The sequence below is a fragment of the Porphyrobacter sp. ULC335 genome (assembly GCF_025917005.1).
Taxonomy (GTDB): Bacteria; Pseudomonadota; Alphaproteobacteria; order Sphingomonadales; family Sphingomonadaceae; genus Erythrobacter.
Genome location: NZ_CP078091.1, coordinates 1745082 through 1761792 on the forward strand (window position 1 = coordinate 1745082; position 16711 = coordinate 1761792).

The following is a 16711-nucleotide window of genomic DNA, read 5'->3' on the forward strand; positions in this document are numbered from 1 at the left end:
CGAAGCGGAACTATTGCGGAGTGTCGCCCCGGCGTTCTTCCAGCGCCGCGATCACCCGGTCGAGCGCATCGCTGTCGCGCAGATTGAGGTCGCGCTGCGGGAAGGGCAGGGCGACGCCGTGCTCCTTGAACAGGCCCCACAGGTGCTTCAGCACATCGCTGCGCACGTTGCCGACGCCCTCTTCGGGATCGTTGATCCAGCAGTGGATCGTGAAGTTCACCGCATTGTCGCCGAACCCGCTCCACCATACGCTGGGCGACGGCGTGGCGAGCACGCGGCGCGCCTTGGCGGCGGCTTCCAGCATCAGCTTTTCGGCCAGCGCCATGTCGGCATCGTAGCTGACGCCGACGGGCACCTGCACGCGCACGTTCTTCGAGGAATAGGACCAGTTTTCGACCTGATTGATCATCAGGTTTTCGTTGGGGATCAGATATTCGCGTTCGTCCCGCGTGGTGACCGAGACCGCGCGGATGCCGATCTTGCGGATCTGGCCGAAGGTCTGCTGCCCGGTCTGGTCGCTCACCGCGATCACGTCCCCCGGCTTGATCGACTTGTCCATCAGCAGGATGATGCCGGAGATCAGGTTGCCGAAGGTCTTTTGCAGCCCGAAACCGATCGCCAGCCCGAACGCGCCCGAAAACACCGTCAGCGCGGTCAGATCGATCCCCAGCAGATCGACCCCGACGAGGAACGTCACCACCCAGATGACGATGCTCGCGATCTTTTCGGCCAGCACGCGTTGGGTGCCGTCGAGCGCGGTCAGGCGGCGCAAGGCGCTGCGGGTGAGCCGCGTGGCGACCAGCGCAAAGCCGAGCACCAGCAGGATCGCGGCCACCGTAAACAGCACGTCGAAGGCCGATACGCGCCACGTGCCTATCTCGAGCGCGAAGGCATCGAGCCGGTTGGCGATGTCACCCACGGTCTGGCTGCGTTCGGCGAGGTCTTCGCGCAGCACATCCGCCCCGCCGACGGTTTCGGGGGCGGCGGGGGTGGGTGCGGTCATCCGACCAGCGCCAGCGCCTGCGCCAGATCGGCGATGAGGTCATCCGCATCCTCAAGCCCGATCGACAACCGCAGCGCGGGCGCGCCGCCGGTGGGACAGGGCATCAGGCTGCGATAAGTGCGCGGGGTGATGGGCAGCGCAAGGCTTTCATACCCGCCCCAAGAATAGCCGATCCCGAACAATTGCAGCGCGTCCGCCACGCGGGCCGAGGCTTCGGGGTCATCGCTTGCCAGAACGAAGGAAAACAGCCCGCACCCGCCGGTGAAATCGCGTTGCCACAGCGCGTGGCCGGGGTCGGAGGGGAGCAGCGGGCACAGCACCCGCGCAACCTGCGGCTGGGCTTCCAGCCATTCGGCGATCCGCAATGCCGAGCGGGTTCCGGCCTCAAGTCGCACGCCCATCGTCCGTAGGCCCCGCGCCGCGAGCGCGGCATCATCGGGCGAGACGACCTGTCCCAATTCCTGCGAGACGCGGCGCAGCGCCGTGTACCAGCGCTTGCCTGCGCTGGCGCTGCCCATCATCAAATCGGAATGGCCGCCGACATGCTTCGACAGGCTCATCATCACGATGTCGCAGCCATGTTCCAGCGCGGCGAAGCCGAGCGGGCTGGCCCAGGTGTTGTCGATCATCGTTACCGCGCTATGCGCACGGGCTGCGGCGGCAAGAGCAGGCACATCGCACATTTCGAAGGTGAGGCTGCCGGGGCTTTCCAGCCACACGGCTTTAGCGCCCCCTGCCAGCAGCGCATCGAAACCGGCGAGGTCGCGCGGGTCGAAGAAGGTTGTCTCCACGCCCAGCCGCGCCAGCAGCCCGGTCGCCATGCTGCGGGTGGGATCATAGGCGTTGTCGGTCATCAACAGCCGGTCGCCCGGCTTCAGCACCGCGAGCATGGCGCCCGCAATCGCCGCGACGCCGCTGGGGTAAAGCACCGTGCCGTAAGCGCCCGGCTCGATAGCGGTCAGCGCCTCGGCGAGCGACCACTGGGTCGGCGCGCCGCGCCTGCCATAGAAGAACTGGCCGTCGGCATTGTTGCCGCCCGCCGCGTGACGATCGGCGTCGCGGTCATAGAGGTGGGTTGATGCGCGCCAGACCGGCGGGTTGACCACCGGCCCGGTCCATTCCTTGCGTCGCCCGCCGCGCACCAGCCGGGTGGCGGGTTTCAGGTGCCGTTCGTCCCCGCCGCTCATGCCTCGGGGCCCTGGAGCTTGGGCGTATCGGGATCGGCGCTCCACTCGCTCCAGCTGCCGTCATAAAGCGCGGTGTCGTGCTTGCCGAGGAGGTGCATGGCGAACATCAGAACGCTGGCCGTCACCCCGCTGCCGCAGGTCGCGGCGACGGGCGCGTCCAGGTCGATCCCGGCGGCGGTGAAAGCGGCGCGCAGTTCCTCGGCCGACTTGTACGTGCCATCGGCATTCAGAACCTGATTGAACGGCAGGTTCATCGCGCCCGGAATGCGCCCGTTTGGCCCGCCATGCACCGGATCGATGCCGCTGCCATAGACCCGGTCGGCCCCGCGCGCATCGAGCACTTGTTCGGCGCGGCTTTCGATGTTGGCGAGCATATCGGCCTTGCTGCGCACCCGCGTGGGCGCGGCGAACGTGGCCGGAGCCGCGGGGGTGATGTCGGGCGCGCCGCCTTCGAGCGTGCGGGCTTCGGCCCGCCACTTGCCGAGGCCCCCGTCGAGGATGGCGACATTGCCGCGCCCGCTTGCGGTCAGCACGAACCACGCCCGCGCCGAGGTGCGGATCGCGCTGTCGTCATAGATGATGATGGCATCATCCGCCCCGACGCCGAGGCTCGCCAATCGCTCGGCAAGCTGTTCGGGGGTGGGGAAGGCATAGGGGACGGGCGATCCGGCATCGAACAGGCTCGCCAGCCCCAGAAACCGCGCGCCCGGAATATGCGCTGCGGCGAATTCTGCGGCGGCATCGCGCGCCGCGGCGGGCAGGTGGTACGAAGCGTCGAGGATCATCAATCCCGGAGCACCGAGATTTGCGGCGAGCCAATCGGCTGTGACGAGCGGGGCGGGGAGCGTGATCATGCCGGAGACCCTAGCGCGGCCAGCCCAGCGGCGCAAAGGGCACGCATGTCACGCTGCGGCAGGAACGGCAGGAACTGCGATTGCCTGTGCCACCAGCCCGTTGATCGCACCCGGCGGCACATCCAGCGGGATCGGATGTACCCGTCCGCTGGCGCTGGGTGTGCCGATGACGAAGCTTTTGGAAGTCGCGGGCAGGCTCTCGCCCTCCAGCGTCACGTGGACGAGCGGGACGAACAGCGGGGTCTGTCCCTGTCGCAGCGGTGCAATGGCTGACAGCGGAAGCTGCACTGTGCCGGTGACGGAGCGCATCTGGTTGGGGCCAAGCCGCGCCACATCCGCCAGCGCCTGCGCCGCGCCTGCCGAGGGGGCATTACCGGCGCTCGCCCGCGCGCAGGCAAGCTGCACCGCCAGCCGCGCATCATTGACCGCGCGGTCCGAGCGATTGGCGATGGTCAGGCGGTATTCCAGCGTGAACATCATGACGCTGCGGGTTGCAGCGGTGATTTCCAGCGCAAGGTCGAGGCGCGGCGGTTCGTCGGCAGCGGCAGGCACGCCCGCCGCCGTGTTCGCCACCGGTGCGGCAAGGCGCAGCACCTTGGGCTTGCGGCGACGCCAAAGCAGGGCAGCGCCGCCGAGCAGCGCCAGGCCACCCAGCGCGCCTGCTGCCACCGGCCACCATGCGGGCAAGGCGGGGGAAGCGTCAGCGGGTGCGCTAGTCGCTGGCGCGATGGGTGCAGCGGGCGCGGCTTCGGGAAGGGTGGTGGGCAGAGCGAGCGGATCAATCGGCGCATCCGGCGCGGCGCTTGCACTTGCTTGCGGCAGCGGCAGCGGCGTCGATGCCGGGGCGGCAGGCGTCGGGCGCGGGGTCGGCAGCGCGAGCGGCGGCTGGCTCGTGCGCGGCGAGGGCCGGGGGAGCGGCTGGATCACCGGCGTTGCGGTCGCTGTGGGCACGGCACGCGGCGGAATCGCCACACCCGCGCGTTCGTCAGCCGGGCCGGCGGGGGTCGGCGTCGGCGCCGGGCTGGCGGGCGGCAGGTTGAAGGTGTCGGGCTGATCCTGCGCGGCAAGCGGCACGCTCATCGCGAGCGCGGCGGCGAGGCACGGGAACAGGCGGGCAGTCGGGCGGGTCATGGTGCGAAGCGGCTCGATCGGGTCTCGGACAGGGGGTGGTGCAAGGCGCTGGGTGAACCTTGGCTGTCCCCTTAGGGATTAGCGGGCCCTTGCGTCCAGTTCCCGGGTTGCGCCGTGCGGCGGATCGGGGCAACAGCGCGGCATGGAAAGCACACCCGAAACCGCCAAGCCCGCGCCGCAATTCCTCGGCAAGGATACCCCGCTGCCCGCCTCGCCCGAAGAAGCGGTGCTCGACTATGTCCCCAATCCGCGCCCGGGGCTGACCTATCTGGTGCGGTTCGTCTCGCCGGAGTTTACCTCGCTGTGCCCGGTGACCAACCAGCCCGATTTCGCGCATCTGGTGATCGACTATGTGCCGGGCGAGACGATTGTCGAGAGCAAGAGCCTGAAGCTGTTCCTCGGGTCTTTCCGCAACCACAACGGCTTCCACGAGGATGTGACCGTGGGAATCGGGGTGCGGTTGTTCGAGGAGATGCGCCCGCAATGGCTGCGCATTGGCGGTTACTGGTATCCGCGCGGCGGCATCCCGATCGATGTGTTCTGGCAGAGCGGCACGCCGCCCGAAGGCTTGTGGCTGCCAGACCAGGGCGTGGCCCCCTATCGCGGTCGCGGGTGAGGGGTTCGGGGCGGTCTAGACCCCCCTTAGACCCCCTTCAGACCCTGTTTAGCCCGATGTTTCGCGTGGAAGCGAAGCTCTGCAAAGCAGAAACATGGGCGGCCGCATCAGACTCCAGGCCCGCTCAGTTCCAGTTGGACGAATCTGGGGATGCTTTTGTTCGCGTCGCGCCATTTGGCGAGCGGGAAGGCTCCGGCACCCAGCGCCGCCAGCGGGATCCCCGCCTCGGCCAGCGAATAGGGCGAGATGCGGTGACGGGTCATGAACCCGCCGCTGCCATCGCCGATCAGCGAGGTTTCGAACTTCAGGCCCTGACTGTTCTCGGTGGCATTGACGACCTTGCTCACCACCAGCTGGCCGTGTCCGAGATCGAGCACCACGTCGGTGCCAACCGGCACGCCCGCCAGCCCGGTGATGCGCGCACCGGTCTTCGACAGGTTGCGCAGGATCACGTCGTAGTAGTGATCCTCGTGGATCAATCCGACCTTGCGGAAGATGGTGATGCGTTCCGCGCGGTAGCGGGGCGGGCCGCTGGGGCGGAACAGCCCGGAGCCTTCCGCGAACTGCGCGAGCACCTGTTCCTGCGTGATCGGGCGCGAGTAGATGTAGCCCTGCACCAGATCGGCGCCGCGTTCCTTGACCAGCGCCAGCTCGTCCATCGCCTCGACACCCTCGGCCACGGTTTCCATGCCCAGTGCCTTGGCCAGCGCGACGATTGCAGCGATGATCGCCGGGTTGATGTCCCCGTTCTCGGTACAGCCGCGCACGAAGCTCTGGTCGATCTTGATCTTGTCGAAATGGCCGTGCTTGAGATAGCCCAGCGATGAATAGCCGGTGCCGAAATCATCCAGCGCAAGGCGCACACCGAGTTTCTTCAGATCCCGGAAAACCGCGTCGACCGTCTCCAGATCACCGACGAACACGCTTTCGGTAATCTCGAGCTCGAGCCGACCCGGCGGCAGGCCCGAAGCCTCGAGCGCGGCGGCCACCGCCTTGCGGTAGCCGGGCCGGATGAACTGCTTGGCCGAGACATTGACCGCGACCCGGATCGTTTCCGGCCATGCCAGCGCATCCATGCAGGCCTGCTTCAGCGCCACCTCGCCGATGCGGACGATAAGGTCGTCGTTCTCGGCCACCGGGATGAACTGCGCCGGCGAAATGTCGCCTTCTTCCTCGTCATGCCAGCGCAGCAGCGCCTCGAAGCATTTGACCTCGTTGGTCAGGGGATCGACGAGCGGCTGATAGGCAAGCTTGAGATCACCCCGGTCGACCGCGTCGCGCAGCCGGTCGCCGAGCTGCGCGGTCTTCGATGCCGCGTCGCGCAAATTGCTGGTATAAAAGCAGAAGGTGCCGCCGCGGGTTTCCTTGGCGGAGTAAAGCGCCATGTCGGCAGCGCGGTTCAGCTCGTCGGCCTCGACCCCGTCATAGGGCGCAATCGCGATCCCGACCGAGGTGCCGATGATCGCGCGGCGGCCGTTGATCTGGTAGGGCTGTGACAAGGACTGGACGATGCGGTTGGCAAGCTCGCCCAGCGTACCGCGGTCGTCCATATCGGGCAGCAGCACCTGGAATTCGTCCCCGCCAAGCCGGCCGACCTCGCCCGCGTCCCCGACAATCGAGGCCAGGCGTTGCGCCACTTGCTTGAGCAATTCGTCGCCTGCGGGGTGGCCCATCGTGTCGTTGACCTGCTTGAAGCGGTCGAGATCGATCATCATCAGCGCGCAGCTGCGCTTGCTGGTCCGGAACGCGGCGAGGGTGGCCGACAGGCGGTCATTCAGCTTGCGCCGGTTGGCGAGCCCGGTCAGCTCATCGACCTTCGAATCCCGTGCGACCTGGGTTTCGTAGGCATATTGGCTGGAGATATCGACCGCGCTGCCGCGGTAGCCGAGGAAGGCGCCGTTCGAATCGAGCAGCGCACGGCCGTTCAGCCGCCACCAGCGGCTGCTGCCGCGCCCGTCCGGCACCGCGACAATCTGCTCGTCAAGCTTTGAACGGGCCTTCAGCTTGAAGGCTAGGCTGCGCTGGGTGGAGGCACCGGTGCCCTCCTCGATTTCCTGAAAGATGTGGGTGAGCGGCTGACCGATCAGGCTGCCGCTGTCCAATCCGAGATCGGCGATCGCGCGGGCCGAAAGGAAGCTGAGGCGGCCTTCGGGATCGGTCGCCCAGAACATGCCGATGCCGAGCTCCTCGACCTCGCCCAGCACCGCTGAACGATCAGGCGCGGGCGCATGCTCTGCGCTCCGCCGCTCTGTCGTCGCGGCCTTCTGGTCGCGCTGGGTCTTGCGAAAGCCAATTGCCATCATCGTCCTTGTTGCGGCGCGATTGGCTGGGATGCGCCCGACGTTAAGCCCATAAGCGCAACGTGATTGAAAAAGCGTTACGGCCGGGTGGCGGAGCACGGCGGAAGCGGCAACGCGGCGGCAGGGCGAGGGGCGGGCGCGGTGAACGGCGTGGAACTGTTTGGCTGGAACAGCGTTATCGCCTTGAGTGGCTGGCGTGGCATAATCTTGCACACGGCGGCTATGCCTTGTAATTTTAATGCATCACCGCCGAGCGTTCGGGATCGCGCACTGCGAGTTTTGCGAGAACCGGGGGGGATGGCGTCATTCCTGAAGACACTCTGCTGGCCGCAAGGCCTGTTGCCTTGACCAATCCCGTGCGCACCCGCGCCGACTGGGAGGCGATGCGCGCAGCTGCGCTCGCCGATCCGGGCGCGTTTCACGGCGGTATTGCCGCGCGGAACATGCACTGGTTTGTCGCCGATGCCGGTGCGGCCGGAGCATGGCTTGCCAAAGGCGAGGATGGCCGCTGGCACGGCTGGGATGCGGCGACCGCAGCGCCTGTCAGTCCCGATCTTCCCGCCGGTTTCACCCCGTGGCAGACCGGCTTCGACGGCACGCAAGCACCGCACTGGCGCTGGTTCGTGGGCGGGCGCACCAATGCGGCCTTCTCTGAACTCGACCGCCACGTGCTCTCCGGCCATGGCGACGAGGCAGCGCTGATCTTCGAAGGCGACCGCTGGGACATGTCGGCCAACGGCGGCAAGGGCGCGCCGATCGACTGCTTCACCGTCAGCCGCAAGCGCCTGCTGCTCGAAGTCGCCAAGTGCGCCGTTGCTCTGGAAGCGCTCGGCCTCAAGTCCGGCGACCGCATGGCCTTGAACATGCCGAGCATCGTGCCGCAGATATACTGGACCGAAGCAGCCAAGCGGATGGGCGTCGTCTACACAGCCGTGTTCGGCGGCTTCTCCGACAAAACGCTGTCCGACCGCATCGCCGATACCGGCGCGCGGGTGATCGTCACGTCGGATGGTTCTTACCGCAACGCGCAGGTCGCCGCCTTCAAGAACGCCTATACCGACCCGGCGCTCGACAATTTCGTGCCGGTGACGACGGCACTCGATATTCTCGGCGGGCTCAATCTCGAACTGCCCGAAGGCGGCCATGAGACCATCCTGGCCACAGTGCGCGAGGCGCTTGACGGCGAGATCACTGTCGACCGTTCGGACGTGATGCGCGGCGTGGGCCGGGCATTGATCAATCTGGGCGCGGAAGGGCGGATCAGCACTGCCGATGCCGCCCGCGTGCGGATCGCGATTGCCTCCAGCCTCGTCACCCTGCCGCCGCGCGTGGAGGCGGTGATCGTGTGCCGCCACACCGCGCAGCCCGACGTTATCTGGCGCGAGGAACGCGACCGCTGGAGCCACGAACTGACCGACGCGGCGCTGGAAACGGTGCTGGAAAAAGCACAGGGCGCAGGGTTTGCCGTGCAATCCGAAGCCGAGTTGCTGGCGCTTTCCGACAGCGATTTCGTCCGCGCGATCTGGGCGTCGTCCAAGCCGATGCCGGTCGATGCCGATTACCCGATGTTCTTCATCTACACTTCGGGCAGCACCGGCAAGCCTAAGGGGATCGTGCATTCGCACGGCTATGCTGCGGGCGTTGCCGAGACGATGGCGGCGAGCTTTGACGCGCGCCCGGGCGATACGCTGTTCGTGGTCGCCGATCCGGGCTGGATCACCGGCCAAAGCTACCTGATCTGCGCGCCGTTGATGACCCGGGTGACGACGCTGGTGAGCGAAGGTTCGCCCGTGTTCCCGCACGCTGGCCGCTTTGCTTCGATGATCGAGCGGCACAATGTCCGCATCTTCAAGGCGGGCGTGACCTTCCTCAAGGCGATCATGTCCGATCCCGCCAATCTCGCAGAATTGCAGCGTTACGACATGACGGGCCTCAGGGTCGCGACCTTCTGCGCCGAGCCGGTCAGCCCTTCGGTGCAGGCCTTCGGGATGGAGCATGTCACCCCGCGCTACATCAACTCGTACTGGGCGACCGAGCACGGCGGGATCGCGTGGACGCATGTGTTCGGCAACGACGATTTCCCGCTCCGCCCCGATGCCCACGCCTATCCGCTGCCGTGGATCATGGGCGATGTCTGGGTGGAGGACGATGAATCCTCGCCCTCGCAGGTGCCTTTCGCCCGCAGCGATGCAGGCGGCGTGCCGTGGCGGCGGGCCGCAACGGGCGAGAAGGGCGAGATCGTCATCGCCGCACCTTACCCTTACCTCGCACGCACCATCTGGGGCGATATCGAAGGCTTCAAGGTCACCGACGGCCGCGTCGATTCCGCGTGGCGCGGTGACGCCCAGCGTTGGGAAGAGGGCTATTGGCGGCGCTGGAAGGGCGCATGGGCCTATACTCAAGGCGATTTCGCCATTCAGCATGAGGACGGTTCGTTCTCGCTTCATGGGCGATCAGACGATGTCATCAACGTCTCGGGCCACCGCATGGGGACCGAGGAGATCGAAGGCGCGGTGCTTCGCGACAAGGCGCTCGCGCCGGATTCGCCGGTCGGCAATGTGCTGGTGGTCGGCGCTCCGCACCGCGAAAAGGGGCTGACCCCGCTCGCCTTCGTGGTGCCGGTCGCAGGGCGCAAGCTGACGATCGAGGACAAGCGCCGCTTGTTCGACCTCGTCCGCACCGAAAAGGGCGCGGTCGCGGTGCCGGCGGACTTTATCGAGGTCTCGCAGTTCCCCGAAACCCGCAGCGGAAAATATATGCGCCGCATGGTCCGCGCGCTGGTGGTGGGCGAGGATGTCGGCGATGTCACGACCCTGCGCAATCCCGAGGCGCTGGACGAGCTGCGCAGCGTGATCGCCGACTGGCAGCGCAAGCAGCGCATGAGCGACGAGCAGGCGCTGTTCGACCGCCACCGCTATTTCCTGGTGCAGTACAACATGGTTGCCCCCGGCAAGCAGGTCGCGACCGTCACGGTTACCAACGCCCCGGTCAACGCGCTCAACGAGCGCGCGATTGACGAGCTGGTGATGGTCACATCGACCCTCGCGCGGGATGAGAATGTCGTGGCGGTGGTGTTCACCGGCGAGGGCACATCGTCCTTCGTCGCGGGCGCGGACATTCGCCAGATGCTGGAGGAGATCCACACGGTCGAAGAAGCGATGGTGCTGCCCAACAATGCGCACCTCGCCTTCCGCACCATCGAGAGCATGGGCAAGCCCTGCGTCGCGGCGGTGCAGGGCGTGGCGCTGGGCGGGGGCATGGAGTTTGCGCTCGCGTGCCATTACCGTGTGGCCGAGCCTGTGGCGCGTTTCGGACAGCCCGAAATCCGGCTGCGGCTGCTCCCCGGCTATGGCGGCACGCAGCGCCTGCCGCGTTTGCTCGCCGACCGGCGCGGCGCGGAAGGCGTGCGCGATGCGCTCGACCTGATCCTTGGCGGGCGGAGCATCACGGCTGATGCAGCGGCGGAAATCGGTCTCGTCGATCAACTGGTCGAAGGTGCGGAAGATGCACTCTCGGCAGCCCATGCAGCGGTGCGCGACTTCGTGAAAAACGGTTCGGGCTCCGCGCTCGGCAAGGCTTTCGCGGAACGTCAGGCGGCGGTGTCGCGCTGGGAAACGGCGGCGGATGTCAGCCTCGATACGGTACTGGAGGATGATTTCCTCCAGCGCATCCTGCGCCAGCTCGATTGGGCCGGGCGCGGGCCTGCCGGTGCGCGGGCGCTGGAAGCGGTGCGTGTTGGCCTTGAACAGGGCATCACCGCAGGCACGGCGCGCGAAGCGACATTGTTCGCCGAAGCGATCGTCGATCCCGAAGGCGGGAAGACCGGAATCAAGCAATTTATGGACAAGGTTGCGCCCCCGCTCCCGGTGCGGCGCGACGGCGTGTGGATTGATGCCGAGCACGAAATGCGTGCCCAGGCGTTGGAAGCAGCAGGCGATCTGCTTCCTGTGGGAGCGCCGTTTTATCCCGGCGTGACCCCGATCCCGCGCCACCAATACGCCTTCGGTATCGCCCGCGATCCCGACACGGGCCAGCCCCGCTTCGGGCCGCCTGCGAGCCACGAGAAGGAGCTGATCGTCTCCGTGCCCGAGCCCGCGCCCAATGAGGCGCTGCTCTACATGCTGACCAGCGAGGTCAACTTCAACGACATCTGGGCGCTGACCGGCATTCCCGTTTCGCCCTTCGATTCTCACGAGGAAGACGTCCAGATCACCGGATCGGGCGGCATCGCACTGGTCGCGGCGCTCGGGTCGGAAACCCGCGCGCAGGGGCGGATCAAGGTTGGTGATCTGGTGACGGTTTACTCCGGCACCAACGATCTCCTCAGCCCGCTGGTCGGCAATGATCCGATGTATGCGGACTTCTCGATCCAGGGCTACGAGACCGAGACCGGCAGCCACGCCCAGTTCCTGACCGTGCAGGCGCCGCAGATGCACAAGGTGCCGCCTGATCTCACGCTGGAACAGGCGGGCAGCTATGTGCTGAACCTCGGTACCATCGCGCGCTGTCTGTTCACCACCTTGCAAATTGCTCCCGGGCGAACGCTGTTCGTCGAGGGCGCGGCGACGGGGACGGGGCTTGATGCGCTGCGCTCGTCTGTGCGCACCGGGTTGCAGGTGACCGGCCTCGTTTCTTCCGAGGAACGCGCGCAGTTCATCACGCAGGTGCAGGGCGCGGTCGGGGCGATCAACCGCAAGGATGCGCGCTTCGCCGGTCTCTACAGCGTGGTGCCGGAGGACAAAGCCGAAGCCCAAGCATGGGAAGCCGCAGGCGCTCCGCTGGTGGAGGAATTCAAGGCGCTCAACGGCGGCAAGCTCGCCGATTATGTCGTCAGCCACGCGGGAGAGACGGCCTTTCCGCGCTCGTTCCAGCTTTTGGCGGAGGGCGGTACGCTGGCCTTCTACGGGGCTTCGTCAGGCTACCACTTCAGCTTCATGGGCAAGCCGGGGACGGCGACGCCTGAGGAAATGCTCCGCCGTGCGGCTCTGCGCGGCGGCGAGGCGGTGCTGATCTTCTACGGGCCGGGCTCGTCCGAATTGCTCGACGAAACCGGCCTCGAAATGATCGAGGCCGCGCGGCGCTTCAATGCACGCTCGGTCATCGCCACCACCACCGATGGCCAGCGCGAGTTCCTGCAATCGCTGGGGCTTGAGGATGCAATCGAAGGCATCGTCAGCCTCGAAGCGATCCGCAGGCGGGAAGGGGCGAACTTCCACTGGCCCGACACCATGCCGCGCCTCCCCGATGCCAAGGCCGACATCGAGGTCTTCAAGGCCGCCGTGCGCGACTATCAGGACCGGGTGATGAAGCCCTTCGGCTCTGCGGTGGGCAAGATCCTGCGCTCGCCCGACAATCCGCGCGGCAACCCCGATCTGGTGTTCGAGCGGGCCGGGCAAGACACGCTCGGCATTTCGACCTCGCTGGTGAAGCCCTTCACGGGCCGCGTGATCTTCGCCGAGGATCTGACCGGCTGCCGCTTCACCTTCTACGCGCCGCAGGTCTGGACCCGCCAGCGCCAGATCCTGATGCCGACCGCCAGCATCCTCGGCACCCACCTCTGCAACGCCTACGAGGTCGCGCGGATGAACGACATGATCGCTGCGGGCCTGCTCGAAGTGACCGAGCCCGAGGTCGTGGCGTGGGGCGGCTTGCCCGAAGCGCATCAGGCGATGTGGGAGAACCGGCACACCGGATCGACCTATGTGGTGAACCACGCGCTGCCTGAAATGGGCCTGCGCAGCCGTGACGCGCTGCTTGAGGCATGGGCCGCCCAGAGCTCGGGATCATCGTCCGGGGAACCGGACGGCTGACCCGTGCGTTGCGATTTTTGAAACGTTCTTAGCTCTCCTCCCCAGGGTTTGAACGAAACACAAAGCGAAGCACGGCTTCGCGGTAATTCTGTGAGGAGAGTCCTATGGCTAAGTCGAAAGCCGTTGCTGCTGCGCCCGCCTTGCAAGGCGACGTTCCCGGCCGCCTGGCGGGCAAGATCGCCGTCGTCACCGGCGCGGCGGGCAATCTGGGCGGGCATATTGTCACCCACTACCTTGCAGAAGGCGCAACCGTGGTGATGACGGGCCGCACGCCCGATCGCACCAAAGCCGCTGCCGAGGCACTGCTCAAGGCGACCGGTGCAGACCCGGCGCGGCTGGCCACCGTGGCGCTCGACGGCGGGGACATCGCTTCGGTGCGCGCCGCGATTGCCGAGGTGGTGAAGCAGTTCGGGCGGATCGACATTCTGGTGAACAACGCCGGAAGCGCCGGCCCCAAGCAGCCGATCGAGAACCTGCCGCTTTCGGCGGAAGAGCTAGCCGCGCTCCAGAAGTCCGGCTCGACCGACAGCGAGACCGTGGGCGATGCCCTGCGCAACATCTTTGGCGTGGCGTGGAATGTCGCGCGGGTTGCCGCCGAACACATCCCTGAAGGCGGGTCGATCATCAACGTTTCGACCATTTTCAGCCGCACGCCCTATTACGCGCGCGCCGCCTATGTAGTCCCCAAGGCGGCGATGAACGCGTGGAGCCGTGAACTCAGCCTCGAACTCGGCCCCAAGGGCGTCCGCGTCAACCTCGTCTACCCCGGCCCGATCGAGAGCGAGCGCATCCGCAACGTCTTTGCCGCGATGGACACCGCGCGCGGCGACGCAGCGGGCACCACCGCCACGCAGTTCTTCGACATGATGAGCCTCGAACGCGCGACCGGCGGCAACGACAAGGCCAAGACCTTCCCCACGCCGACCGACATCGCCACCACCTGCGTCTTCCTCGGCAGTGACGAGAGCGCGGCTTACAACGGCCACGATTTCGAGGTCACTCACGGCATGTCGGTGCGCAAGGAACAGCGCTCGACCTATCTCGCGCGGCCCACCATGCGTTCGATGGATGGCACCGGCCTTGCCGTGCTGATCGCGGCGGGTGACAATTTCGAAGAGGCGCTGGAAATCGCGCAGGTGCAGCTCGCCTGCGGAGCGGAGGTCGTGCTCGGCCTGCCGCGCGCGGCCGATGTCGCCATTGCCGAAAAGCGCTGCGCTGCGCTGGGCCTGTCGGACAAGCTCGCCATCATCCGCTTCAGCCGCAAGGACCCGGCCGGGATGGAAGAGGCGCTGGAGGATTACACCAAGGGCGGAACCCCGGTGAGCGGGGCGCTGTTCCTCCCTGCCTTGGGCGCAGGCGAACTCGCGGGCGCGATCACCGACGCGGATGATTCCGTCATCGAGGCGCTGATGGATGCCGAACTGGCGGGCAACATGGCGCTGGCGCGGACGATGAGCCGCTACTGGAAGCGGCACGACAACCTGCTCCAGCCGCCGCGCTTCGTGTTCATCAGCCATGCCAGCGACGGGAAGGGCGATATCTACGCCAACATCCTGCGCGCCGCGACCGAACAGCTGATCCGCATCTGGCGCGACGAAAGCGAGATCGACACCGCCCATGGCCGCCGCCGTCAGGCCGAGTGGGGCAACCAGATCGTGCGCTTCACCAACACCGAGGCCGAGAACATCCGCTTCACCGCAGGCCACGCCGCGCGCATCCTGCTGAAGGAAAGCAAGCTTGGCGAGATCACGCTCTACGTCCCCGGCAATATCGGCGAGGCGACCGGTGCGCGCAAGGCGATGCCGGGCTTCTCGGAGAACATCACGGGGCTGCATCTGGGCAAGGTCGCACTGATCACCGGTGGGTCTGCCGGGATCGGCGGACAGGTCGCGCGGCTGCTGGCGCTGGCGGGCGGCAAGGTGATGATGGTCGCGCGGCGCGAAAGCGAGCTGGCCGTTGCTCGGGCGCGGATCGTTTCCGAGCTGGAGGATATCGGCTTCGCTGGCGTGGAGCGCCGCGTGCAGACCCTCGCCAACGTGGACGTCAGCAATTTCGAAAGCCTCAAGGGCGCGGTCGATGCGACGCTGAAGGCCTTCGGGCGGATCGACTATCTCATCAACAACGCGGGTGTGGCGGGCGCGGAGGACATGGTCGTCGACATGGGTGTCGACGCGTGGAACTACACGCTCGATGCGAACCTCGTGTCGAACTACTTCCTGATGCACCACGTCGCCCCGCTGATGAAGGCGCAGGGCTCGGGCTATATCCTCAACGTTTCCTCCTATTTCGGCGGGGAGAAGTACCTCGCGGTCGCCTATCCCAACCGCGCTGACTACGCCGTCTCCAAGGCCGGCCAGCGCGCGATGGTGGAGAGCATGGCGCGCTATCTCGGGCCGGAGGTGCAGTTCAACGCGATTGCACCGGGCCCGGTGGATGGCGACCGTCTTTCGGGCACCGGCGGCAAGCCGGGTCTTTTCGAACGGCGCGGCAAGCTGATCCTTGAAAACAAGCGCCTCAATGCCGTCCATGCCGCAACGATCAAGGCGATCCGGCGTGGGGTGCGGGTCGAAGCGGTGCTGGCGCGGCTTGCCCGCAATGATACCGTCAAGATGAGCCACGATACCAACAACCCGCGCGAATTGCGCGACTTGGCGCTCGCCTGTGCGCGGGAAGGCGACGGGGCCTGTTCGTGGGACCAGTATCTCCTCACCCCCACCATCGCCGCCGCGCTGATCGGGCGCTTGCGGCAGGCGGGCCTGTTCCTCGACGCGCCCGAGTGGAACGACCGCCCGGCCACGCCTGAGGCAGATGGCGACTGGCTGCTGCGTGTCCCGCCAGAGGACGCGCCCTTCCTCCCCGCCGACAAGATTGCGGTGGAGGCCAACAAGGTCGGCACCGGCGTGCTCTCGAAGCTCTATCTCGGCAAGATGCCGACCGAGCATGATGTGGCGCAGGCGACGGTGTTCTTCCTCGCCGACCGTGCCGTTTCGGGCGAAACCTTCATGCCCTCGGGCGGGCTTTCGGTTGAGCGCTCGACCACCGAGCGCGAACTGTTCGGTTCGCCGAAGCAGGAACGCCTCGACCAGATGCGCGGCAAGACCGTGTGGATCATCGGCGAACACCTTGCCGATTACCTTGCCGAAACCGCGCGCGCCTTCATCGAGGATTGCCATGCCGCCAACGTGGTGTTGATCACCCGCACCGCCGAGGGCTTCGAGGCGATCAAGGCGCAGCTTGAAGACGACATCGCCCAATCGCTGACTTCGCTGGTCGTCACGAGCGACATCGAGGCCGCGATGGACGAGGCGCTGACCACTTGGGGCAAGCCGACGACGATCCTATCGACGCCGTTTGCCGCACTTCCCGGCAAGCTGTTCGGCAAGGACGATCCGCTCACCCCGGACGAGTTCCGCACTGTGGTGGCCGACAACCTCACCCACCACTTCCGCGTCTCGCGCCGCGCCTCGCTCTATGATGATTGCCAGCTGGTGCTGACCTCGCCGGACGTGCCGATGGGCGACAAGTCCCCGGCCTTCGCGCTGGCGAACTTCATCAAGACCACGCTCCACGCCTTCACCGCGACCCTCGCCGTGGAGAACGAGCGGCTGGTGCATGATGTGCCGGTCAACCAGATCAACCTCACCCGCCGCGTGCAATCCGAGGAACCGCGCGATCTCGACGAGCATCTCGAAGAGGTGCGCCGCTTCGCCCGCGCCGTCCTGCTGGTCGGCGCGCCGCTGCCCGATGCGGAGGATTCGCGGTATCGCGCGCGGATCTATCGCGGGATGTCGATGACGGTATAAGCGACGG

8 protein-coding genes are annotated in these 16711 nt (G+C 66.7%); 3 read left to right on the forward strand and 5 right to left on the reverse strand.

From position 1 onward, the window contains the following. Positions 1-10 precede the first annotated feature (10 nt). From KVF90_RS08285 to KVF90_RS08300, 4 genes are read right to left on the reverse strand one after another with little or no spacing between them, the layout of a single operon-like run. Entirely contained in the window at positions 11-1003 is a 993-nt protein-coding gene (locus KVF90_RS08285) for a mechanosensitive ion channel family protein (RefSeq protein WP_264394373.1), read from the reverse strand. Next, a complete protein-coding gene (gene metC / locus KVF90_RS08290) occupies positions 1000-2190 on the reverse strand; it encodes a cystathionine beta-lyase (RefSeq protein WP_264394374.1) in 1191 nt (396 codons plus the stop codon). The genes KVF90_RS08285 and metC overlap by 4 nt, the downstream gene beginning before the upstream one ends. Next, positions 2187-3044, reverse strand: a complete 858-nt coding sequence (locus KVF90_RS08295) for a sulfurtransferase (protein ID WP_264394375.1) — start codon at positions 3042-3044, stop codon at positions 2187-2189. Before KVF90_RS08295 ends, metC begins: the two co-directional genes overlap by 4 nt. Positions 3045-3092: 48 nt before the next feature. Beyond that, positions 3093-4175, reverse strand: a complete 1083-nt coding sequence (locus tag KVF90_RS08300) for a hypothetical protein (RefSeq protein ID WP_264394376.1) — start codon at positions 4173-4175, stop codon at positions 3093-3095. 142 nt (positions 4176-4317) lie between these two features. Between KVF90_RS08300 and queF the strand changes: the two genes are divergently transcribed. Further along, the gene (queF, locus tag KVF90_RS08305; protein ID WP_264394377.1) at positions 4318-4791 is read left to right on the forward strand and encodes a preQ(1) synthase; all 474 of its coding nucleotides are present in this window, start codon (positions 4318-4320) and stop codon (positions 4789-4791) included. 107 nt (positions 4792-4898) lie between these two features. Here the strand turns inward: queF and KVF90_RS08310 are convergent, their stop codons facing one another. Continuing rightward, the gene (locus KVF90_RS08310; RefSeq protein WP_264394378.1) at positions 4899-7094 is read right to left on the reverse strand and encodes a putative bifunctional diguanylate cyclase/phosphodiesterase; all 2196 of its coding nucleotides are present in this window, start codon (positions 7092-7094) and stop codon (positions 4899-4901) included. 341 nt (positions 7095-7435) lie between these two features. On the opposite strand from KVF90_RS08310, the gene KVF90_RS08315 reads away from it, so the two are divergent. Together KVF90_RS08315 and KVF90_RS08320 are read left to right on the forward strand one after the other, a co-directional pair. After that, complete coding sequence (locus KVF90_RS08315) at positions 7436-12901, forward strand: AMP-binding protein (RefSeq protein ID WP_319641059.1); 5466 nt, start codon at positions 7436-7438, stop codon at positions 12899-12901. Positions 12902-13005: 104 nt separating this feature from the next. Then, entirely contained in the window at positions 13006-16704 is a 3699-nt protein-coding gene (locus KVF90_RS08320; protein ID WP_264394379.1) for an SDR family NAD(P)-dependent oxidoreductase, read from the forward strand. Positions 16705-16711 lie beyond the last annotated feature (7 nt).